General features: G+C 40.1%; 19 protein-coding genes. 9 read left to right on the forward strand and 10 right to left on the reverse strand.

Annotated elements, in window-relative coordinates; translation table 11 throughout:
• Positions 1–56: 56 nt before the first annotated feature.
• Positions 57–2513: an acyl-CoA dehydrogenase FadE gene (gene fadE / locus NRL14_RS01755; RefSeq protein WP_096793414.1), complete on the reverse strand. Its 2457-nt coding sequence runs from the start codon at positions 2511–2513 to the stop codon at positions 57–59.
• 324 nt (positions 2514–2837) lie between these two features.
• Between fadE and NRL14_RS01760 the strand changes: the two genes are divergently transcribed.
• Positions 2838–3602 (forward strand): class II glutamine amidotransferase, encoded by a 765-nt coding sequence (locus NRL14_RS01760; protein WP_306723839.1) that lies wholly within the window; start codon positions 2838–2840, stop codon positions 3600–3602.
• A gap of 38 nt (positions 3603–3640) precedes the next feature.
• On the opposite strand, the gene NRL14_RS01765 is transcribed toward NRL14_RS01760, so the two are convergent.
• The 5 genes from NRL14_RS01765 to cmoA all read right to left on the reverse strand — a co-directional run bounded on the left by NRL14_RS01765 (position 3641) and on the right by cmoA (position 7988).
• Positions 3641–4375 (reverse strand): DUF3108 domain-containing protein, encoded by a 735-nt coding sequence (locus NRL14_RS01765; protein ID WP_306723859.1) that lies wholly within the window; start codon positions 4373–4375, stop codon positions 3641–3643.
• 16 nt (positions 4376–4391) lie between these two features.
• The gene (purN, locus tag NRL14_RS01770; protein ID WP_033028281.1) at positions 4392–5039 is read right to left on the reverse strand and encodes a phosphoribosylglycinamide formyltransferase; all 648 of its coding nucleotides are present in this window, start codon (positions 5037–5039) and stop codon (positions 4392–4394) included.
• The gene (gene purM / locus NRL14_RS01775) at positions 5039–6091 is read right to left on the reverse strand and encodes a phosphoribosylformylglycinamidine cyclo-ligase (protein ID WP_007378002.1); all 1053 of its coding nucleotides are present in this window, start codon (positions 6089–6091) and stop codon (positions 5039–5041) included. Before purM ends, purN begins: the two co-directional genes overlap by 1 nt.
• 190 nt (positions 6092–6281) lie before the next feature.
• Positions 6282–7250, reverse strand: a complete 969-nt coding sequence (gene cmoB, locus NRL14_RS01780) for a tRNA 5-methoxyuridine(34)/uridine 5-oxyacetic acid(34) synthase CmoB (RefSeq protein WP_007378001.1) — start codon at positions 7248–7250, stop codon at positions 6282–6284.
• A gap of 12 nt (positions 7251–7262) precedes the next feature.
• Positions 7263–7988 (reverse strand): carboxy-S-adenosyl-L-methionine synthase CmoA, encoded by a 726-nt coding sequence (gene cmoA, locus NRL14_RS01785; RefSeq protein ID WP_007378000.1) that lies wholly within the window; start codon positions 7986–7988, stop codon positions 7263–7265.
• A gap of 117 nt (positions 7989–8105) precedes the next feature.
• Between cmoA and NRL14_RS01790 the strand changes: the two genes are divergently transcribed.
• The 3 genes from NRL14_RS01790 to NRL14_RS01800 all read left to right on the forward strand — a co-directional run bounded on the left by NRL14_RS01790 (position 8106) and on the right by NRL14_RS01800 (position 9785).
• Positions 8106–8792, forward strand: a complete 687-nt coding sequence (locus NRL14_RS01790; RefSeq protein ID WP_008139103.1) for a DUF3334 family protein — start codon at positions 8106–8108, stop codon at positions 8790–8792.
• A gap of 169 nt (positions 8793–8961) precedes the next feature.
• Positions 8962–9306: a hypothetical protein gene (locus NRL14_RS01795; protein ID WP_306723840.1), complete on the forward strand. Its 345-nt coding sequence runs from the start codon at positions 8962–8964 to the stop codon at positions 9304–9306.
• Between the two features lie 23 nt (positions 9307–9329).
• Positions 9330–9785 carry a hypothetical protein gene (locus NRL14_RS01800; protein WP_306723841.1) on the forward strand — a complete coding sequence of 152 codons (456 nt, stop codon included), beginning with the start codon at positions 9330–9332 and terminating at the stop codon, positions 9783–9785.
• Here NRL14_RS01800 and NRL14_RS01805 read toward each other — a convergent pair.
• Entirely contained in the window at positions 9776–10273 is a 498-nt protein-coding gene (locus NRL14_RS01805) for a M48 family metallopeptidase (RefSeq protein WP_306723842.1), read from the reverse strand. The two genes, NRL14_RS01800 and NRL14_RS01805, sit on opposite strands and share 10 nt — an antisense overlap.
• A 24-nt stretch (positions 10274–10297) precedes the next feature.
• Complete coding sequence (locus NRL14_RS01810) at positions 10298–11146, reverse strand: DUF72 domain-containing protein (RefSeq protein WP_149615422.1); 849 nt, start codon at positions 11144–11146, stop codon at positions 10298–10300.
• 249 nt (positions 11147–11395) lie between these two features.
• Between NRL14_RS01810 and aspS the strand changes: the two genes are divergently transcribed.
• From aspS to NRL14_RS01825, 3 genes are all read left to right on the forward strand, one after another.
• Complete coding sequence (gene aspS / locus NRL14_RS01815) at positions 11396–13174, forward strand: aspartate--tRNA ligase (RefSeq protein ID WP_182675658.1); 1779 nt, start codon at positions 11396–11398, stop codon at positions 13172–13174.
• A gap of 119 nt (positions 13175–13293) precedes the next feature.
• Positions 13294–13524 (forward strand): hypothetical protein, encoded by a 231-nt coding sequence (locus NRL14_RS01820; protein ID WP_182672914.1) that lies wholly within the window; start codon positions 13294–13296, stop codon positions 13522–13524.
• 14 nt (positions 13525–13538) lie between these two features.
• The gene (locus NRL14_RS01825) at positions 13539–14135 is read left to right on the forward strand and encodes a pentapeptide repeat-containing protein (RefSeq protein ID WP_306723843.1); all 597 of its coding nucleotides are present in this window, start codon (positions 13539–13541) and stop codon (positions 14133–14135) included.
• Between the two features lie 71 nt (positions 14136–14206).
• Here NRL14_RS01825 and NRL14_RS01830 read toward each other — a convergent pair whose 3' ends face one another.
• On the reverse strand, positions 14207–14530 hold the full coding sequence (locus NRL14_RS01830) for a hypothetical protein (protein WP_306723844.1): 324 nt from the start codon (positions 14528–14530) through the stop codon (positions 14207–14209).
• A gap of 129 nt (positions 14531–14659) precedes the next feature.
• On the opposite strand from NRL14_RS01830, the gene NRL14_RS01835 reads away from it, so the two are divergent.
• Entirely contained in the window at positions 14660–15427 is a 768-nt protein-coding gene (locus NRL14_RS01835; protein ID WP_306723846.1) for an alpha/beta hydrolase, read from the forward strand.
• A gap of 58 nt (positions 15428–15485) precedes the next feature.
• Here NRL14_RS01835 and NRL14_RS01840 read toward each other — a convergent pair whose 3' ends face one another.
• Positions 15486–16688: a bifunctional alpha/beta hydrolase/OsmC family protein gene (locus NRL14_RS01840; RefSeq protein WP_306723847.1), complete on the reverse strand. Its 1203-nt coding sequence runs from the start codon at positions 16686–16688 to the stop codon at positions 15486–15488.
• A 267-nt stretch (positions 16689–16955) separates the two neighbouring features.
• On the opposite strand from NRL14_RS01840, the gene NRL14_RS01845 reads away from it, so the two are divergent.
• The gene (locus tag NRL14_RS01845) at positions 16956–17795 is read left to right on the forward strand and encodes an isopenicillin N synthase family oxygenase (protein ID WP_008172584.1); all 840 of its coding nucleotides are present in this window, start codon (positions 16956–16958) and stop codon (positions 17793–17795) included.
• The last annotated feature ends 108 nt before the right edge of the window (positions 17796–17903 follow it).

Below are 17903 nucleotides of genomic sequence, written 5' to 3' on the forward strand. Positions count from 1 at the left end.
ACACAAAAAAGCCAGCGCATTAGGCGCTGGCTTTTAGTATTCAAATGCTTACTTAGTTAAGCAGCATCAGCTTCTTTTTTAACGCTATTTCGTGCTGCTTTGCCTGCAAGTAAATCAGCAGGGTCAAAGTCATCAACGTTAATAACATCTAAACGAGATTGCTCAACGGCAGCTAGTTTATCAGCCTCTGCTTGGCTTAATATACCGGCTTCAAGTCCCATTTGCGCTACTTTATCAAGCTGGAAGAATGGCAGTTTAAGGCCTTTCTCTTTACATACTCTTTCAAATAATGGCTCAACGTCTAGGATGTCTTTAAGCGTTTGCTCTTGACGACCCACAAGGTTAAGCGGCTCATTTTTTAAGTATACGTAGCTTGCTAAGCGGTTACGCGTTTCACTAGGTACTTGTAATAGTTGCGCAAGTTTATGCTCAAGCTGGTCAGTTGGTTTACGAACAGGGCGACCAAACGGGAATAACAATACTTTTAACACGGCACGTAGTGGAGCCGAAGGCATGTTATTAATTAAATCAGCAAGTGCACGTTGGCAATGGTAAAGGTGATCTTGGCAACTCCATTTTACTAGAGCAAAATCTTCTTTTTTACGGCCTTCGTCGTTGTAACGCTTAAGCGTTGCAGATACTAAGTATAGGTAACTAAGTAAGTCACCTAAACGTGCTGAAATACGTTCTTTACGTTTAAGTGAGCCACCAAATACTGCCATGCTAATGTCAGACATAAGAGCAAGTGATGCACTAAAGCGCGACGCTATACGGTAAAATTCAGCGGTTTCGTCGTTGTACGGCACACTTGTAAAACGAGCGCCAGTCAGTGCAAGCCACTTTGTACGGACAAGGTTCGACATAGTAAAACCAATGTGACCCATTAGCGCTTTATCAAATACGTTAAGCGCCTCTTCGCGGTCTTCAATTTCGCACGCACCTAGTTCGGTAAGTACAAATGGATGACAGCGAATTGCACCTTGACCGTAAATAATCATATTACGGGTCAAGATATTTGCACCTTCAACGGTAATGGCAATAGGTGCACCTTGATAGCCACGACCTAAATAGTTATTTGGCCCAAGCATGATGCCCTTACCGCCAAGTACATCCATTGCATGAATAGTTGCATCACGCATTTGCTCTGTCAGGTGGTATTTAATAATGGCAGAAACAACTGATGGCTTTTCGCCTAAATCAACCGCACCTGTAGACATACTAACCGCAGCATCAGAGCTGTAAGCGTAACCAGCAAGTTTTGCTAGTGACTCTTCAACACCTTCCATTTTACCAATAGGTAAACGGAACTGGCGACGAATGCGGCTATACGCACCCGTTGCAACGGCAATCATTTTAATGCCGCCAGCAGAATTTGACGGCAATGTAATTGCACGACCAACCGATAAACACTCAACCAGCATGCGCCAGCCTTGACCAGCCATATCTGGACCACCAATAATATAATCAAGTGGTACGAAAATGTCTTTACCGCGAGTAGGACCATTTTGAAATGGTACGTTTAGCGGGAAATGTCGACGACCAATTTCAACTCCAGGAGTGTCCGTTGGGATAAGTGCACAGGTGATGCCTGGCTCTTTATTGTCGCCAATTAGGCCATCTGGATCTTGTAACTTAAACGCAAGACCAAGTACGGTAGCAACTGGGGCAAGTGTAATGTAACGCTTATTCCACGTTAAACTAACACCCACAACCTCTTCACCATTCCATTGCCCTTTACATACCACACCGTAGTCTGGAATTGAGCTTGCATCAGAGCCCGCTTCTGGCGAAGTTAACGCAAAACATGGAATTTCTTGACCGCTCGCTAAGCGCGGTAAGTAATGATCTTTTTGCTCTTTTGTACCATAGTGTTGTAATAATTCACCTGGGCCTAAAGAGTTCGGTACACCAACAATTGACGAAAGTAATGTTGATTTACTTGTTAGTTTTTGAAGTACACATGACTGTGCAAATGCAGAAAACTCTAAACCGCCGTATTCTTTTTTGATGATCATGGCAAAGAATTTATTATCTTTTAGATATTGCCATACATCTTGAGGAAGGTCGGTTAGTTCGTGCGTTGCTTCCCAATCGTCCAACATGCCACATACTACTTCAACAGGGCCATCAACAAAGGCTTGCTCTTCAATAGTAAGTTTAGGAACTGGGTATTGGTGAAGTTTTTTCCAATCTGGATTACCGCAAAATAAGTCAGCTTCCCACCAAGTTGTACCGGCATCAATAGCTGATTTTTCAGTATCAGACATGCTTGGCGTTACTTTTTTGAACACAGCAAAAATAGGCTTGATGATATATTGCTGACGAAGGCCAGTAACAGAAAGAGGAACCGCGATGATCAAAAAGATCAACCAGCTAATTAAACCAAAAGCACCGGCGAAGGTACCTATAAGTAGGGTTGCGGCAGAAACACCAAGTGCTGTGTTCCAACTCGCTCTGTGGTAAATCGCTGTGCAAAGCAGCACGATTAAACCGAGTGTAAATATGAGTGTCATTTTTATTCCTTAATAGAGGTCAGACCACCTCACTTAGAGTAGCGCTAGTCACAGTAATTTTCAAGTACATAACGATGTTAAATTGTAGTAGAAAGTAACTTAAATACGATATTTACTTACCCGATAGAGGGAGGCTTAATAACTATCGTATAGTCAAAGCATTAGCCGTAAGCAGTGTTAACGTAAAAATAAATAAATCTAATAGCAAAATGACACTTTTTAAGTAAATATAGCCGTTATAGTGGGCTGCAAATTAGTGTACGCTTAATACACAAATATAACGCTATTTATTTTAATGTATGGTTTTTGAGGGTTATTTTATTAATGTGTGAATTACTTGGCATGTCAGCCAATGTGCCTACCGATATTTGTTTTAGTTTTTCAGGCCTTTTAGAGCGTGGCGGAAACACGGGACCACATAAAGATGGTTGGGGTATTACATTTTACGAAGGTAAAGGCTGTAGAACCTTTAAAGATCCGCAGCCGAGTTATCAATCTGAAATTGCAAAGCTCGTTAAAGCATACCCAATTAAAAGTGTCTCGGTTGTTAGCCATATTCGCCAAGGTAACCGCGGTAGAGTATGCCTTGAAAATACTCATCCTTTTACGCGAGAGTTATGGGGGCGTGAAATCACTTACGCTCATAACGGGCAGCTATCTAATTATCACGATTTAAAACCACAGTACTATCGCCCAGTAGGTAACACCGATAGCGAACTCGCTTTTTGTTGGTTACTTGATAAAATTCGCGAAAAATACCCAAAGCGTCCATCTAATATGGCGTCGGTTTTTAGATACGCCGCTAAGCTTTCGCATACCCTTCGTGAAAAAGGCGTATTTAATATGCTGCTAACCGATGGCATATTTGTTTTAGCCTATTGCACTAATAACTTACATTACATAACGCGCCGTGCGCCATTTGGTAAAGCAACGTTGATTGATGCCGACATGGTGGTCGATTTTCAACAAGAGACCACACCAAACGATGTAGTAACAGTTATAGCCACAAGGCCTTTGACGAATGATGAGCGTTGGCAAAAAATGGAGCCGGGGGAATTTGCATTGTTTAAAATGGGTGAGCTAATTTAGCCCACCTATTTTAAATATTAACTTTGGTTTAATTAAATTTAGTTAGCTTCTAGAGGTTGTTGTGCTGTAGCAGGCGCAATAGCTGTTGGTGCAGTAACAGTAAATGAATTCATTTGAACTTCAAACTGCTCCATACCTTTTTCGCCTTTCCACATACGTACCAGCATGTAATCCATTTCTGGCGCAAACCATGCAATTGCTTGGCGTTTATCGTTATCGTATAAACGTTTAACTTTAATGGCTTCTACATTACCGATAGGTAGAGAGATCATCTCTTTTTCAACAACTTCAAAGTTGTAGTCGCGGCGGTTACCTTTTTTGTCTATAAGCGGGAATGAAAAGCTCGTTTCGCCTTTTTTCAACCCTTCGCGCACTTGCACTTGGTATGAAATAGCATCCTGAAATTCATCAGTCCATTCGCACTTAAGTGGGTATTCGCTAGCGCTGCTAGTCACTACTTTGTTTGTTGTATCAAAATCAATTTTATAATCTTTATCTGGGCCTGTACCGGTGCGGATCATATTGTAATGATGCGGGGTAACCTTGCCATCTTTAAAGGTAAACTTTGATGTTTCTTCACGAGAATCAGAGAAAATCATCCACTCAATATTGCTGTGGTATGTTAGTTCATAAGTATCGTCGCCCATTTTTTTGAGCTCACGAACAGCCTCACCATGATTTTTACCTTTGCGTAAAATATCGTAGTTAGCTTGATATTGGGTCAATTCGCCTGCAATTAGGCTAGTTGGAAGTAAAGCGCCCGCACATAACAACAGGGCACTTATTTTTTTATTGTGGGTAGTGCGCGCCGTGTGCAGGAAGTTGTTTTTTGTCAAGAACTGCATAATCTGCTTCCATAGTAAGTCTGTGTTCACTGAACCACTTGACCACCAAAGGATAAATTACATGCTCTTGCTCATGCACGCGTTTTGCTAATGTTTCTGCTGTATCATCCTTGAGTACAGGTATTTGCGCCTGAAGAATAACGGGACCGCCGTCTAACTCTTCAGTAACAAAGTGAACACTTACGCCATGAACATTATCTTTTGCATCAATTGCTCTTTGGTGGGTATTCAGCCCCTGATACTTAGGCAACAAAGATGGATGAATGTTCAACATTTTTCCAACATATTTTTGCACTAAGCTAGGAGTAAGAATACGCATAAATCCAGCTAATACAACTAGATTTGGCATAAAAGAGTCGATAACGTTCATTAATTGCGCATCGTACGCTTCGCGCGAGTCAAAATCTTTATGACTGAGCACTTTTGTAGCAATACCTGCTTGTTTTGCACGTTCTAGGCCATAAGCGTCTGCTTTATTACTAATAACAGCCGCTATATGTCCGTTTATCTCGCCACGTTCGCAGGCATCTATAATGGCTTGCAAATTAGAGCCACTACCTGAGATTAAAACTACCAGACGAGTCGGTGCCATTACTTAGCACCACCTACAATTTCAACTTGCTCTTCGCCAGCTGCTGCATCTTGAATTTCACCAAGGTGCCATGCATTTTCGCCCAAGTCTTTTAGCATTGTTAAGCTTTGCTCAAGTTTGTCTGCAGGGACTACTAAAACCATGCCTACACCACAGTTAAATGTACGGTACATTTCGTGTGTAGTAATGTTGCCGTTTTCTTGTAACCAATTAAAAATTGGTGGCCACTGCCAGCTATCACCTTTAACTACAGCTTTTGCTGAAGTGGGTAATACGCGTGGAATGTTTTCCCAAAAACCGCCGCCAGTAATATGCGAAAGCGCATGTACGTCAACGTTTTTGAATAACTCAAGTAAAGGTTTTACGTAAATACGCGTAGGCTCAAGTAGAGTTTCGCCTAATGTTTTACCTTCAAAGTCAGCGCTGGTATCAGCGTTTGACACTTCAAGTACTTTACGAATTAAAGAGAAGCCATTTGAATGAGGACCGCTTGAAGCAAGTGCAATAAGCTGATCGCCTGCTGCTACTTTTGTGCCATCAATAATTTTTGATTTTTCTACAACGCCTGTACAAAAGCCTGCCATGTCGTAGTCTTCACCATCATACATACCTGGCATTTCAGCTGTTTCGCCACCAATTAGGGCACAACCTGAAATTTCACAACCTTTGCCAATGCCTGTCACTACGTCAGCTGCTGTGTCTACATCTAGTTTACCCGTTGCATAGTAATCTAGAAAAAACAGGGGTTCAGCACCTTGAACAATTAAGTCGTTTACACACATTGCAACTAAATCAATACCAACCGTATCGTGTTTTTTTAAGTCGATTGCTAAACGTAGTTTAGTACCAACGCCATCTGTGCCTGCAACTAATACTGGTTGCTTGTAGCCTTCAGGAATTTCGCAAAGTGCGCCAAAACCACCAATTCCGCCCATTACTTCAGGACGACGAGTTTTTTTAACTACGCCTTTAATACGCTCAACAAGTGCATTACCAGCGTCGATATCTACGCCCGCGTCTTTATAGCTTAGAGACTGTTTTTGTTCGCTCACAGGTTTTCCTCAAAATAGTTGTTTTGGGTTGCTTAGAAACGCGCGTATTTTACAACAATTGCAAGGTCGCGGCTAGCGCAAATGTAATTTTGAAATAATAAACAAGGACACTTGTCCGCTGCTTGTTGTTTAAATAAACAAAAAAACGCCCCCAGGCGTTTTTTTAGTATTTAAGGCGTTAAATTAACCGCTATGCTTTTGCAGTTAATATTGCTCTAAGTGGAGCAGGGTAGCCTTCAATTGTTTTACTTGTGTCGTTTGGATCTAAAAAGTCGATTAGCGATTCGTTTTCCATCCAATCGGTTTTGCGTTGTTCTTCAAGCGTGGTAATAGCGCAATCTTTTATTTGCACATCTTTAAAGCCAACGCGTTCCATCCACAGTTTTAATGCTGCAGTACTTGGAATAAACCAAACGTTGCGCATTTTAGCGTAGCGATCAGTTGGGACTAATACTGTGTTTTCATCGCCTTCAATTACTAGGGTTTCAAGTACGAGTTCGCCGCCTGGGCGAAGCTGCGCCTTTAATTGTGCTAAAAAGTCGATAGGTGAGCGACGATGATAAAGTACGCCCATCGAAAAAACCGTATCAAACGCTTTAAGCTCGGGTAATGCTTCAACGCCGAGTGGCAGTAAATGCACGTTTTCATCTGGGTTGTAGTGTTTAATTGCCTGAAACTGACATAAAAATAAATCAGATGGATCAATACCCACGACAAACTCTGCGCCTTCACCGCGCATACGCCATAAATGATAACCTGAGCCACAACCAATATCTAAAACAGTGCGGCCTTTTAATGGCTCAATATGAGGCAGGAGTCTGTCCCACTTCCAATCACTGCGCCACTCTGTATCTATTTCAATACCGTGCACATTAAACGGGCCTTTGCGCCATGGCATCATGCGTTTTAATAAATGCATGGCTTGCTTTTGCTCGCCATCACTCATCTCCCCTGGTGCGCCAATTTCTACCTTAGTAGAAATATCAACATGGCTTGTTGAAACCTCAGGCAAGTTTTTAAGTACTTTTTGCCATTTAGGTAAATCACCGTGGCTAGCCTCGTTTTGCCAATGTTTTAATTGTGCAGGCAGTGTTTCTAGCCAGTGACTAAGTGGGCTTTGTGCAATAGATGCGTAAAATTGGTTAAACCATTGAGACATGGATGACTCTCTTTATTTAATTGCTACCATTGAGCAAAAATTAAAACATTGATACCACACTTGAGTTTGGCTAAAACCAATATCTTGTAAGCGAGTAAAGTGAGCGCTTAGTGTATCTGGGCGCATAACGTTTTCGATGGCGGTACGCTTTTGGCTTATTTCAAGCTCAGAGTAACCATTGTGTCGTTTAAAGTCGTGGTGCAAATCAATCAATAAATTGTCGCATTGCTCATTTTCAGCTTTAATTTTTTCGCTTAGCAGCAATACACCACCAGGTTTTAAATTAGCATATATTTTTTCAAGCACAGCTTGGCGCTGCGCGTGTGGAATAAACTGCAACGTAAAATTCATTGCTACTACCGACGCGTTTTGAATTTCAAGCTCGTTAATATCGCCTAAAGTAACAGTAACAGGCACATCTGATTTAAAACCTTGTAAATGTACCTTACAACGTTCAACCATTGCTTGAGAGTTATCTACCGCTATTATATGGCAGTTATCGGTACGAATATTACGGCGCATACTAAGTGTTACGGCGCCCAGTGAGCAGCCTAAATCATAAAGATTTGAGTTACTTTGCGCGTATTCACCGGCGAGTTTACCCATTGTACTGACAATAGTTGCGTAGCCCGGTACTGAGCGTTGAATCATATCGGGAAATACTTCGACTACATTTTGGTCAAAGCTAAAATCTTTTACTTGTTGCTCAGAGGCATAAATACTGTCTTTTATGGTCACGAAAGCAGTCTCTTTTAAAATAATAGTGTTATTTTAACATTTTATACTGGATAGTCAGTGATAAATTCAGTAGCTTGACTAGAATTATGAATAATAAGCACAAAAAGAGATTATTAAATGAGTAAAAGTAAGGTGATTAGTACCGACGATATTTTAGCAACCCTGTGTCATTCTGTAACAGGCGTACTTACCTCAGCCAGCGGCAACAGCATTAGCTATTCTGCAATGGTACAAAAAATAACGCGAACATGTATGCGCCCAGATATTGGTTGCTTTGTTTTGTTTGATGGTGGCTTTACCGGATTGGTAATTACTAACTTCACCTCGCAAGCAGCAATGGAAATTTATGGCGATTATATGCGTAATATGGGGATGCCAGAAGAAGAAATAGCGCATAGCCATTTATCAGACGATGTGTCTAACGTATTAGGTGAGTTAATGAACCAAATTGTTGGCGACTTTACATCTAAAGTACGCGAACAATTACACACTTCTATTACGCAAAATCAGCCAAAAATGATGGCAATTAACAAACAAGTGCAAATATCGGTAGATACCACGATGGATCGCCCACAAGCACGTCGCGTAACATTTACTACCAGTAAGCAAAATATCTTTTACCTAGAACTTGCTATGGATAAAACTGAGTTTATTAAACTGCATGATTTTGACATTGTAGAAGCTATAGACCCTGATGACATTATCGAAAATGAAGCCAAACAACAAGCTGAAAAATCTAAAGCAGCTGCGTCTTCTGGACAAGATGACGACGATGACGACTTCATGGCAGGCTTAGGGCTTTAAGTTTATTTATGTAGGTTGGGTTGAGTGAAACGAAACCCAATGTTTGCTCTATCAACTCTTCGCTATCAGCTTTTAGTAGGTTGATACGACCCATAAAAACGCGATTTGATATCGCGTTTTTTATTAACCAAAATATAAATTCTCTTTAGTATTAGTAAGGATATTTTAAATGACTGATACGGAAAACGGTGATTGCAAGCTTACAAAAGAAGTTGGGAGGTTTGTAAAGTCGCACATAATACCGAAATCCCTAACTAGGCCAAACATTTCAGGGAATAAATTTATTGAAAAGAAAGTGACTAATCGCGGACCCTTTTATGGCAAAGCAAGTGATAGCTGGTATGACCCAAATATAGTGACCCAAAAAGGTGAAGATATTTTAGCGTATTTAGATACCTTAGCTATTGAGGAGCTTCGAGGTTTAGGTTTGGTTTGGTCTAGTCATTTATTTAAAGCAAACTCTGCCAAACAGCTAAATAGCCTCAGACTAGTAAAATTCAAAGACCCAAATTAATTAGAAAATACTTTCTTAGCCTTTTGTGGAGAGCTGCAGTAACAAAAATTTCGGCATTTAGTGAAGTTAATTTAAATGCAAAAAACATTGAACTTCTTAGACAGATTATAGTTGGTGAGAAGGAAGATAATAGAGCTATTTTTCCAATTAGCTTGGTTCAGTTATCTACAAAAGGTCATACAGTCAATTTAGCACCATTTAAGCACAAGATGGATATTAATGGAGGTGAGAATATATATCGCTTCTATCATGATGGACTTGTTATTCATATGTATATTGATGATCCGCGGTTGTCTGTTTTAAAATCTTCGGTTGATTATAATCACCCTATGTTCGTTGGATTGGATATAACTATTATTAACCAAATCAATTATGAAAATTCATTTCAATATCAAAATACTTTGAAACATACAAAAGAATATTTCAATCACTTTCCTAGCCAACGTCCAGCTAAAGCATCTAAGAGTACTCATAAATAAGGATTCTCTCCCATCGCCACTACCACACAAAATATCCTTAAATCTAATTCCAATTGGTGGTAACTCGGCTCCATGTGGCAGCAAAGTTGGTAAAAGCCTTTGTTATGGTCTTTTTCTTTAAAGTGGGCGAGCTCATGTACCACTAACGCTTTTAATAATGGCTCGGGGGCGCGCAGCAAGTCGCTATTTATGGCTAAATCGTGCTTTCGGGTTTTGCCTTGCATTCGATACGTATGTGTACCCAGTGCGTTGGTGACCATATCGCCTTGCTTTTTAAATGCTGCGCGCCCAAACGGTGGTGCATTTTTTAAATACTGTTTTTTAAGCTCGGTTGCATAGCTATAAAGTAGTTTATCGCTGGTAATAGTGTGTGCTTGCGGATACTTTTTAAATAAGTAGTCACATACCTTTTTGTTATTTATAAGGCTTAATACTTGCTCAACAATGTTAGCTGGGTAGCCGGTAAAGTAACGTGCGTATTCACTCATTATTGTTTCTCTGTCGTTTTACTTTTAAAAAAGTGCTTGCTGGTGGGCTTCTTTTTCGCCAGTAAATGGGTTTAATGCTTTGTGATCATAACCAAGGTCTTTGCAAAACTGCCTTGCTAATAATGGCGCTTCTCGGTTATCTGCCGTATGAAAAAACACATAGGGCGTTTTTCCTTCATCAAGCCATTGTTTTATTTTACTTAGCCACGGTTTATAAAAGGGTTTATAGTCGTTTTGTAAATCGGCTATTACGAAGCGCGCCATAGGCTCTGAGCCAGTAGCTATTGCATGTACCGGTAAGTGGGGCTTTTTTTGCTGTGCATCTATTAGCGCTTCGGTTGTTGGTTTTACCGCAAATAGGGCGCGAGTATCCATCGATATACGATTTATGTTGTTTGCCATTAATAATTGGTTAAGCGCTATTTCGGCTTCACCCTTTTGAAAAAACGCAGTATGACGTACCTCTACACCGTAATTAACCTCTTTTGGTAACAGGCTAATAAATTGAGCTAGTTTGGGTAAGTCACCAGGGCCAAATGCTTTAGGTAATTGCAGCATGATTTGCCCTGTTTTTTCTAAAATAGGGGTAAACAAGTTTAGCCAATCAGCAAGCTCGGTTTGAACATTAGTTAGGTGCAGCTCGTGGCTAAAGCGACGATTAAACTTAAACGTAAATTTAAAATCATCGGGTACGCTGTTTGCCCAGCGCAATACGGTACTTGGCGATGGGTCAGCGTAAAAGCTGGTATTGCCTTCAACTGAGTTAAAATGTTGGGCGTATTGGCTAAGCATATCGGCGTTTTTACATTGGCTTGAAAATAAATTGCCTTTCCATGCGTTGCTCGACCACTGAGGGCATCCAATATATAACATATAAATGACTGATAAATTACTTCGTGGCGCAAGTGTACCAAATCCATGCGGTGGTTGCTGCAAATTAACATTACAAAGCTAAACACACGCCCTAGCATCTTAATGTTAGTTGAGTATAATGCAGGGCTTAATTTGATTATTTTTAGATTGCTAGCGGCTTTATTTGTATTGTGGTGACCTGTTTTTTAAATCACACGCCTTAAAACAAATAAATATAACCGTTTAAGCCTTTTATCTGACAGGAAAACTATGCGCTCTATATATTGCGGACAGCTAAATAAAACTCACGTAGATCAAGAAGTGGAACTATGTGGCTGGATCAACAAACGACGTGACCTTGGTGGACTTATCTTTGTCGATTTACGCGATAGAGAAGGTTTAGTACAAGTTGTATTCGACTCTGATATTGAAGAGTTAATGAGTTCAGCTAACACACTTCGCCAAGAATTTTGTGTTCAGCTAAAAGGTACTGTACGTGCACGCCCTGATAGCCAAGTAAATAAAGACATGGCAACAGGTGAAATTGAAGTTTTAGGTACTGAGCTTACAATTATTAACCGCTCTGAGCCATTACCGCTTGATTTTAACCAAGTAAACTCAGAAGAGCGTCGTTTAAAATACCGCTACCTAGACCTACGTCGTCTAGAAATGAGTGACCGTATTAAATTACGTGCTAAAGCAAGCAGCTTTGTTCGTCGCTTTTTAGATGAAAACGGCTTTTTAGACATCGAAACACCTGTACTTACTAAAGCAACGCCAGAAGGCGCACGCGATTACTTAGTGCCAAGCCGCGTTCATAAAGGTAGTTTTTACGCATTACCGCAGTCGCCACAGTTATTTAAGCAATTGTTGATGATGTCGGGTTTTGACCGTTACTACCAAATTGTTAAATGTTTCCGTGATGAAGATTTACGTGCCGATCGCCAACCAGAATTTACCCAAATAGATATAGAGACCTCGTTCATGAGCTCTGATCAAGTCCGTGGTATGACTGAAAAAATGATCCGTGAAATGTGGCAAACATTACTAAACGTTGATTTAGGCGATTTTCCAATCATGCCTTACAGCGAGGCAATGAGCCTTTACGGTTCTGATAAGCCAGATTTACGTAACCCAATGAAATTAGTTGATGTTGCAGATTTAGTTAAAGACGTAGAGTTTAATGTTTTCTCAGGTCCGGCTAATGACGAAAAAGGTCGTGTTGCTGTATTAACTGTACCGGGTGGCGCTAAGCTTTCTCGTAAACAGCTTGACGATTACACTAAGTTTATTGGTATTTACGGCGCTAAAGGCATGGCGTGGATGAAAGTAAACGACCACACTGCAGGCGCTGAGGGTGTTCAATCACCAGTGGCTAAGTTTTTAAGCGAAGACGTAATCACAAAATTACTTGAGCGTACTAATGCACAGTCTGGCGATATCATTTTATTTGGTGCCGATAAGCGCAACACAGTAAATGAAGCAATGGGCGCACTGCGCGTTAAGATTGGTGTTGACTTAGAAATCACTAACCTTAATAGTTGGGCACCACTTTGGGTTGTAGACTTCCCAATGTTTGAAGAAGATGACGAGGGCACATTACATGCTGTGCATCATCCATTCACTGCACCAAAAGATATTACTGCAAGTGAGCTTGAAGCAAACCCTGCTGCAGCTATTTCAGATGCCTACGATATGGTATTAAACGGCTACGAAGTGGGTGGCGGTTCGGTACGTATTCATAATGCAGATATGCAAGAAACTGCATTTAGAATTTTAGGTATTAACGAGCAAGAGCAACAAGACAAATTTGGCTTTTTACTTGATGCACTTAAATACGGTACACCACCACATGCTGGTTTAGCATTTGGCCTTGACCGTTTAGCAATGCTTTTATGTGGTACCGATAACATTCGTGACGTTATTGCTTTCCCAAAAACAACACAAGCGTCGTGTTTATTAACTAACGCGCCTAGTAAGCCTAATATGGATTCGTTAGCTGAGCTTGCAATTAGTGTTGTTGAAAAAGCGATACCTAGCGAAGAGTAATTTTTGTTTAGCTCATTGAGCTAAATTTAAAAACCCTTAAGTTATATGCTTAAGGGTTTTTTTGTGGTTAAATTTACAGCAACATGTATTTTAATCGAATAGACGAAAAAGGAATTATTATGTCGATCAATGCTACCTTACTTGGTGAATTTTTAGTTTTTTTTATTGTGCTGAGTATTCCTATTTTTGCTGTAATTAGCTACAAAATAGGTAAGCGTAAAAGTACTATGCCTGGAGTTTTAGCTTTTGTGGGTGGCTGTTTAGCGCTATTTCCACTATTTGCTTTGATTTTTATTGCAGTGCTTGCGCTTAAAAAAGATTTACCTAAAAATAACGTCTACGCCCATTAAAAACTAGGTCAATAGTGTCAATTTCAAATAATAATCACTACTTCGACGAGCAATTTAATGCTTTGCAGCACGAAGAGCAACTAACTGAAAATTCTGAGTTTGAAGAGTGCACATTTACCGATTGCGACTTTTCAGGCGGGCAGTTTAAAAATTGCCGATTTATACAGTGCAACTTTAAAAACTGTAATTTATCGTCACTTAAATGGAACTACAGCTCGCTTGAAGATGTAAGTTTTAGCCACTGCAAATTAAATAGTCTGCAATGGACTGACGTGGATTGGCCAACGCTTAGTATTAACGCACCGGTGAGCTTTAATTATTGCGAGCTCAGTAATAGTTCTTTTTTTGAATTAACCCTCAAAGGCCTCAAACTAACACACTGCTTTGCCAAAAATGTTGATTTTAGACATGCTGATTTAAGCGGTAGTGAATTTACAGGAACAGATTTTCGCGATAGTGAGTTTTTTCAAACTAACCTAACAAAATGTGATTTTGTAGGTGCGACAGCATTTAATATAGATTTGAATAATAATATGTTAGCGAATGCTAAGTTTGATCGCTTCGAAGCACTTAATTTGCTTACCAGCCTTAATATAGAGCTTTGTGATTAATTTAGTTTAATATGATTACTAACTAGAAGCGACAGCTTAGCTGGGCTTCTAGATACTGCGTGACTTCGTAATTAACGGCTAGGGCCATTTTTATTACGTGCACTGGCAAGCTGTCTTGCGATTGCTAATAACGCGGGTGAAATATCTTCAGCGCCGTCTTTAATTAGTTTTGTAACGTCACCTGATGAAAACAAACCGTCACGTGGTGATTTAATACCTAACTCACGAACAAAATCCTTCGTTTTACCTGTGCTGCCTGTTTCGATGAACTTAAAAATAATACGTTCATTGTTGTTTTTAGCAGGGGTTTTTAGTGTTTCGATTTCGTCATGTATTGCCGTTAGTTTGCCTTCTAGGATTTCTATACGTTCTTGAATGCTATTGTATGATTTCATTTATTGGATCTTTTACTAAATATATTTAAACAATGGCGGCTATTATCGCATAGTTTGACAATAGAGAATGCAAACCTATAAAGTAAAAGTTATTTTTAATTAAAAACAATAATTTATATAAGTTTAAATATGCAAAAAACACTTAAAAAGCTTTTTATATTAAGTGCACTAGCTCTAAGTACACCAGTAATAAGTAAATCAGTAATCGGCGCAACAGGCTATGCAAACGATGGCCTTATAACTGATCAAAGCCGTAATCGCACTATTCCTATAAATATCACACTACCAAGTAACAATGCTAAGTGCACTGAAAAAGTAAAATGCCCTGTAGCGTTTATTAATGCGGGCTACGGTATTAGCCATAACGAATATACGTTTGCTAGTAATGCGTTTAATCAGCGTGGATATTTAACAATAGCAGTTGCACATGAACTAAAAAGCGACCCTGGTCTTAATCGTGAGCAGCCTTACTTAACTACTCGCATGGAAAACTGGCATCGTGGCGTAGTAACGCTTAAGTTTTTAGTTAATGAGATATCGAGTAAATACCCAGCGTATGATTTTACAAAGCTCACCTTATTTGGGCATTCTAATGGCGGTGATATTTCCGCATTATATGGCTCTATTTACCCCAATGAAGTAAGCACTATTATTACGCTCGATCATCGCCGCATGTTGGTCCCGCGCAATAAAAACATTCGCGTACTTACTCTACGCGGTAGTGATTACCCAGCTGATGCGAATGTGTTGTTAAATGATTTAGAGCTGGATAAGTTTCCTATTACACAAACTCTAATAGAAAAATCGCGCCATAACGATATGTACGATGGCGGGCCAAAATGGCTGGTGGATAGAATGAGTAAAGAGGTAGAGGGATTTTTAGATAGTAAAAATTAGGTCTATAAAAGTTAAATCATAGCGCAGTGTTACCTGCGCTATATTAATTTTACGGCAGTTATTCTACCAGTTCACTTACAATAACTGGGTTATTATGTAGTGTTTTATGCACTGGGCATTTGTCGGCTATTTCGAGTAAGCGATGACGCTCTGGCTCTGTTAAGTCGCCACGTAAGGTGATTTTACGGGTAATGGCTTCAAGGTTACCGGTTTGCTCACAATCGTCGCAATCTTTGTTGTAATCGCGAGTGTGATCAAGCTCTACTTTTACATGCTCCAGTGGTAAGTTTTTACGTGTAGCGTACATACGCAGTGTCATGGCCGTACAGGCACCAAGCCCCGCTAATAAGTGATGATACGGATCGGGACCTAAGTTTTTACCGCCTACTTTTATTGGCTCATCTGCAAGCCAAGTATGATCTTTAGTGCTCACGTGCTGAGTAAATACATGGTCTTTTTCTTCAACGAGTACATTGCCACCCGTTAAACTTGCTGTGTATTTAGTTTTGTCGTACTTAACATAACGGTTTGCCCACGTTGCAATTATTTGTGCAGCGTAGTCAGCATCGTTTTTATTTGTTAAAAGGTGATCGGCGTTATCTAGACTAATAAAGCTTTTAGGGTGTTTAGCTGATGCATAAATTTTTTCAGCTTCACTAATATTTACCGTTGCATCAATAGGGGAGTGCATTACTAATAATGCGCGCTTAAGCTTACTAATGTGGCTTTTATCGTACTTGGCTATATCGTCAATAAATTGCTTTTTAATGGTAAATTCACGACCAGCTAAGTTAACTTTTGCTTCACCTGCTGCGTTAATTTCATCAAGGTGTGCTTCAAAGTTATGCGCTACGTGCTGCGCATCTGACGGTGCACCAATGGTTGTAATAGCCGATACTTCAGGAATATGCTCAGCAGCAGCAAGAACGGCTGCCCCACCTAAACTGTGGCCAATGAGTAGTTGTGGCGCCGCAAAATGCTCACGTAAATGATTTGCCGCAGATACTAAATCTTGAATGTTTGATGAAAAGTTACTGTTAGCAAAATCGCCATCACTATTACCTAAACCGGTAAAGTCGAAACGTAGCACGGCGATACCTTGTTGTGTGAGTGCACGGCTAATCCGTGTAGCTGCTGCAATGTCTTTACCGCAGGTAAAGCAGTGTGCAAATAGCGCGTAAAACTTAACGTCACCAGAGGGAAGTTCAAGTTGGCCGGCAAGTTCTAAATCGCCGCTTTTAAAAGATACTTTTTGTCGCATGGGGGGCCTTATTTACACAAATAAAATACATTACAATAGTAGACCAGATATAAGTACTAAACCTTGCAAATTCAACGTTTTTTTATGAGTTGATCTTGATCAAGCCAAGTGGCGTTGACTATGCTTTGCGGACATATGTCCTTATGTTTTTGAGGTCATTTGTCTATCCTCGCATAGCGCTATAATGAAGGCTTTGCTACTTTATATAAGTAATTTAGCACTATTAAAAGCAACTCACTTCACACAACCTATTCACTGGAACGTACAATGCAATTACCTACTGTTGATTATAAAGCTCCCGATGCGGCTGCACAATTTGTTGAATCGTTAAGAAATACTGGATTTGGCGTTTTAAAAAACCACCCAATCCCACAGTCTTTAGTTGAGTCTATTTACAAAAATTGGCAAGACTTTTTTAACTCAGAGCAAAAGCACGACTTTTTATTCTCTAAAGAAACTCAAGACGGTTACTTTCCGCCTTCAGTATCAGAAGTAGCGAAAGGCTTTACAATAAAAGACATTAAAGAGTACTTCCATGTGTATCCTAAAGGTCGCGTTCCTGCCCAGCTTGAAGCTGACGTACGTGAATACTACCGTTTAGCAAGTGAATTTGCTGGCACATTGTTGAGCTGGGTTCAGGCTGAAGCACCAGCTGATGTGCGTGCTAAGTTTTCAATTGATTTAAAAGACATGATTGCCGATTCTGAGCAAACATTGTTACGTATCCTACATTACCCACCAATGACGGGTGATGAAGAGCCTGGTGCTATTCGCGCAGCAGCCCATGGCGATATTAATTTATTGACTGTATTACCAGCTTCTAATGAGCCTGGTTTACAAGTTCAAAAAACAGATGGCGGTTGGTTAGACGTGCCATGTGATTTTGGCAGCTTAATTATTAATATCGGCGACATGCTACAAGAAGCGTCGGGCGGGTATTTCCCATCGACAATTCACCGTGTAATTAACCCAACGGGTAAAGCATCTACTAAATCGCGTATTTCACTACCGTTATTTTTACACCCGCATCCAGATGTTGTGCTTTCAGAGCGCTACACGGCAGATAGCTACTTGCAAGAACGTTTGCGTGAGTTAGGTGTTAAGTAACTCTAATGCTTAGAGTAATTAAGTATAAATATAAAACGGCCTATGGCCGTTTTTTGCATTTTTGAGCAACTTGATCACAGGTTTAATTTTAATAAACTATGCTCAATT

Source organism: Pseudoalteromonas sp. 20-92 (assembly GCF_030847595.1).
GTDB classification, from domain to species: Bacteria; Pseudomonadota; Gammaproteobacteria; order Enterobacterales; family Alteromonadaceae; genus Pseudoalteromonas; species Pseudoalteromonas fuliginea.